This window comes from Neisseria sp. P0021.S005 (assembly GCF_051956955.1).
The window spans coordinates 1-3,931 of sequence record NZ_JBQCWY010000268.1 but is presented as its reverse complement, the minus strand read 5'-3'; the positions used below and the strand labels follow the sequence as shown (position 1 = coordinate 3,931).

The 3,931-nt window shown below is 53.8% G+C and carries 3 protein-coding genes; all 3 read left to right on the top strand.

Translation table 11 applies throughout. The annotated features are described in order from the left end of the window. The coding region (locus ACTHUE_RS12425) for a leucyl aminopeptidase (RefSeq protein ID WP_440423599.1) at nucleotides 1–1,352 on the top strand (1,352 nt) is incomplete at its 5' end. Between the two features lie 102 nt (nucleotides 1,353–1,454). Beyond that, a complete protein-coding gene (locus ACTHUE_RS12420) occupies nucleotides 1,455–1,937 on the top strand; it encodes a cupin domain-containing protein (protein WP_440423597.1) in 483 nt (160 codons plus the stop codon). 219 nt (nucleotides 1,938–2,156) lie between these two features. Further along, a partial coding sequence (znuD, locus tag ACTHUE_RS12415) for a TonB-dependent zinc receptor ZnuD (RefSeq protein ID WP_440403050.1) occupies nucleotides 2,157–3,931 on the top strand: 1,775 nt, incomplete at its 3' end.

Below are 3,931 nucleotides of genomic sequence, written 5' to 3'. Positions count from 1 at the left end.
TTGTCTGCGCCGAAGCATCGCAACTGAGCAACCCGACTGCCCTCGCCCTCTTCGCTTCCCTTGAAGAAGGTCAAAATTTCGCCGACACCAAAATCCCGACGGACAACGGTTTGCAAGCCATTGCCGTTGCCCGCCTCGAAAAAACCGACCGCGCCGCATTAAACAAAGCCGCAGCCGAAGCCGCCAAATGGGCGCAAAATCAAGAAACGGTCAATGTGGACGTTCATGCCTTTGAAGAAGCGCAAGCCGCAGCCGTTGCCGAAGCGTTTGCGATTGCGTTCGGCAATGCTGCCTACCGTTTCGACCGCTACAAAAAAGAAGCCAAACCGGCCAAATTTGCAGAAGCCGTGTTCCACAGCGCACACGAAGCTGCCGTCAAAGAAGCCCTGCGCGTTGCCGAAGCACAAGTTTACGGACAAAGCCTCTGCCGCGACTTGGGCAATGCCGCACCCAACGAATGCACGCCTGAATTCCTCGCGCGTACCGCCAAAGCCGAAGCTGAAAAACTGGGCGCACACGCTAAAATCATTGAAAAAGACTACATCAAAGAAAACATGGGTTCGTTCTGGTCTGTCGCCAAAGGCAGCGTCGAAGACCCATATTTGGTCGAACTGAGCTATTTCGGTGCTGCCGACAAAGAAGCTGCCCCCGTCGTATTGGTCGGCAAAGGCATTACCTTCGACACCGGCGGCATCTCCCTCAAACCCGGCCTGAACATGGACGAAATGAAATTCGACATGTGCGGCGCGGCAACCGTCATCAGCACCTTCTGTGCCGCCGTCAAACTGCAACTGCCGATCAACCTCATCGCCGTCGTCGCCACCTGCGAAAATATGCCTTCCGGCGCGGCCAACAAACCGGGCGATGTCGTGAAAAGCATGAAAGGCTTGACCATCGAAGTGTTGAACACCGATGCCGAAGGCCGTCTGATTTTGTGTGACGCGCTCACTTATGCCGAACAATTCAAACCCAAAGCCGTTATCGACGTCGCCACCCTGACCGGCGCGTGCATTATCGCCCTGGGCCATGACGTCAGCGGCGTGATGGGCAATAATCAAGATTTGGTCGACAGCCTGCTGGCCGCTTCCCGCAACGTGGACGACAAAGCATGGCAACTGCCGCTCTTTGAAACCTACAAAGACCAACTCAAATCCAACTTTGCCGACATTCCAAACATCGGCACGCCGGGTGCAGGCACGATTACCGCCGCAACATTCTTGTCTTACTTTACCGAAGACTATCCATGGGCACACCTCGACATCGCAGGTACCGCATGGAAATCCGGCGGTGAAAAAGGCGCGACCGGGCGCCCTGTTCCTTTATTGTTGAACTATCTGCGCAATGTGAAATAAATCTTGGGGGGAAGCCTGCGGGGTTAATCGTTTCAACCCCGCAGGCCGTCTGAAAACGGAATCCGCATTATCTGACTCAATCTGACAAAACGGAGAACCACCATGAAACCACTATTTGCCGCATTATCTGTCGCCCTTCTGCTCGGCACATCCATCAGCGTTCAAGCTGCCGAACAAACTACCCCCACCGACCGCAGCATCCAAGTGTACAAAAAAGCCGACTTAGCAGAATGGAACCGCGAAAACGCAGCCGGAGGTCAAGGCCCGTTGCTTGGCAGCTTTGCCTTCACGCGCCATCAAACCGCCGACCAAGACGCATTCAAAGAAATCGGCTGGCTCACTCTTCCGCCTGGCGCTTCCATCGGCCAACACAAACATACCGGCAATGAAGACGTTTACATTATCGTATCCGGCAAAGGCCTTTTTACCGATAGCGAAGGCAAACAAACCGAAGTCAGCGCCGGCGACATTACCATCGCCCGCCCCGGTCAGTCCCATGCACTCAAAAATATCGGCAAAAAGCCGTTGGTATTCTTAGATTTGATTGCCGAGACCGCTGGCGCTAAAGCCGCCGAAACCAAGTAATACTTTCAATGAAAGCAAACAATCTGCCATGACTTTCTGCCTTACCCAAACCAGGCAGTTGAGAGATTGTTCCGTTTTCATTTAAACCTGCATACAAGCTAAAGGCCGTCTGAAAACCACGCTTCGTTTTCAGACGGCCTTTTTTTCTCAAAAGTCTTATCATATAAATGATGCAATGTTATATAATAACAGCCTTTCAAAATATGATGAGAAACTAAAATGACACAAACCACACTCAAGCCCATTGTTTTATCTATTCTTTTAATCAGCACCCCTATCCTCTCCCAAGCGCATGAAACCGAGCAGTCGGTGGACTTGGACGAGGTTACCGTCGTCGGCAAAAGCCGTCCGCGCACCACGTCGGGGCTGCTGCACACTTCGACCACCTCAGACAAAATCATCTCCGGCGATACCTTGCGCCAAAAAGCCGTCAACCTAGGCGATGCTTTGGACGGCGTACCGGGCATTCATGCCTCGCAATACGGCGGCGGCGCGTCCGCTCCCGTTATTCGCGGTCAAACAGGCAGACGGATTAAAGTATTGAACCATCACGGTGAAACCGGCGACATGGCGGACTTCTCGCCCGACCATGCCTTGATGGTGGACAGCGCCTTGTCGCAACAGGTCGAAATCCTGCGCGGGCCGGTTACGCTCTTATACAGCTCGGGCAATGTAGCCGGTTTGGTCGATGTTGCCGATGGCAAAATCCCCGAAAAAATGCCTGAAAACGGCGTATCAGGCGAAGCCGGATTGCGTTTGAGCAGCGGCAATTTGGAAAAACTGACGTCCGCAGGCATCAATATCGGTTTGGGCAACAACTTCGTGCTGCATACCGAAGGCTTGTACCGCAAATCAGGCGATTACGCCGTACCGCGCTATCAAAAAGAAGAAGGCCGTCTGAAACGACTGCCCGACAGCCATGCCGATTCAAAAACCGGCAGCATCGGCCTGTCTTGGGTTGGGGATAAAGGTTTCCTCGGCGTAGCGTATAGCGACCGTCGCGACCGCTACGGCCTGCCTGCCCACAGCCATCTCTACGACGACTGCCACGCCGACATCATCTGGCAGAAGAGCCTGATTAACAAACGCTATTTGCAGCTTTATCCGCACCTGTTGACTGAAGAAGACATCGATTACGACAATCCGGGCTTGAGCTGCGGCTTCCACGACGACGATAATGCACACGCGCACGCCCACAGCGGCAAACCGTGGATAGACCTGCGCAACAAACGTTACGAAATCCGCGCCGAATGGAAGCAGCCGCTCCCCGGCTTCGAAGCCCTGCGCGTGCATCTGAACCGCAACGACTACCACCACGATGAAAAAACGGGCGATGCGGTGGAAAACTTCTTTAAAAACAAAACGCAAAATGCCCGCATCGAATTGCGCCACCTGCCCATAGGTCGTCTGAAAGGCAGTTGGGGCGTGCAATATTTGGGACAAAAATCCAGCGCGCTTTCTGCCATTCCCGAAACCGTCCAACAACCGATGCTGATTGACAATAATGTGCGCCATTACAGCTTTTTCGGGGTAGAACAGGCAAACTGGGACAACTTCACGCTTGAAGGCGGCGTACGCGTGGAAAAACAAAAAGCCTCCATCCAGTATGACAAAGCATTGATTGATCGGGAAAACTACTACAACCAGCCCCTGCCCGACCTCGGCGCGCACCGCCAAACCGCCCGTTCGTTCGCACTTTCGGGCAACTGGTATTTCACGCCACAACACAAACTCAGCCTGACTGCCTCCCATCAGGAACGCCTGCCGTCAACGCAAGAGCTGTACGCACACGGCAAACACGTCGCCACCAACACCTTTGAAGTCGGCAACAAACACCTCAACAAAGAGCGTTCCAACAACATCGAACTCGCGCTGGGCTACGAAGGCGACCGCTGGCAATACAATCTGGCGCTCTACCGCAACCGCTTCGGCAACTACATTTACGCCCAAACCTTAAACGACGGACGCGGCCCCAAATCCATCGAAGACGACAG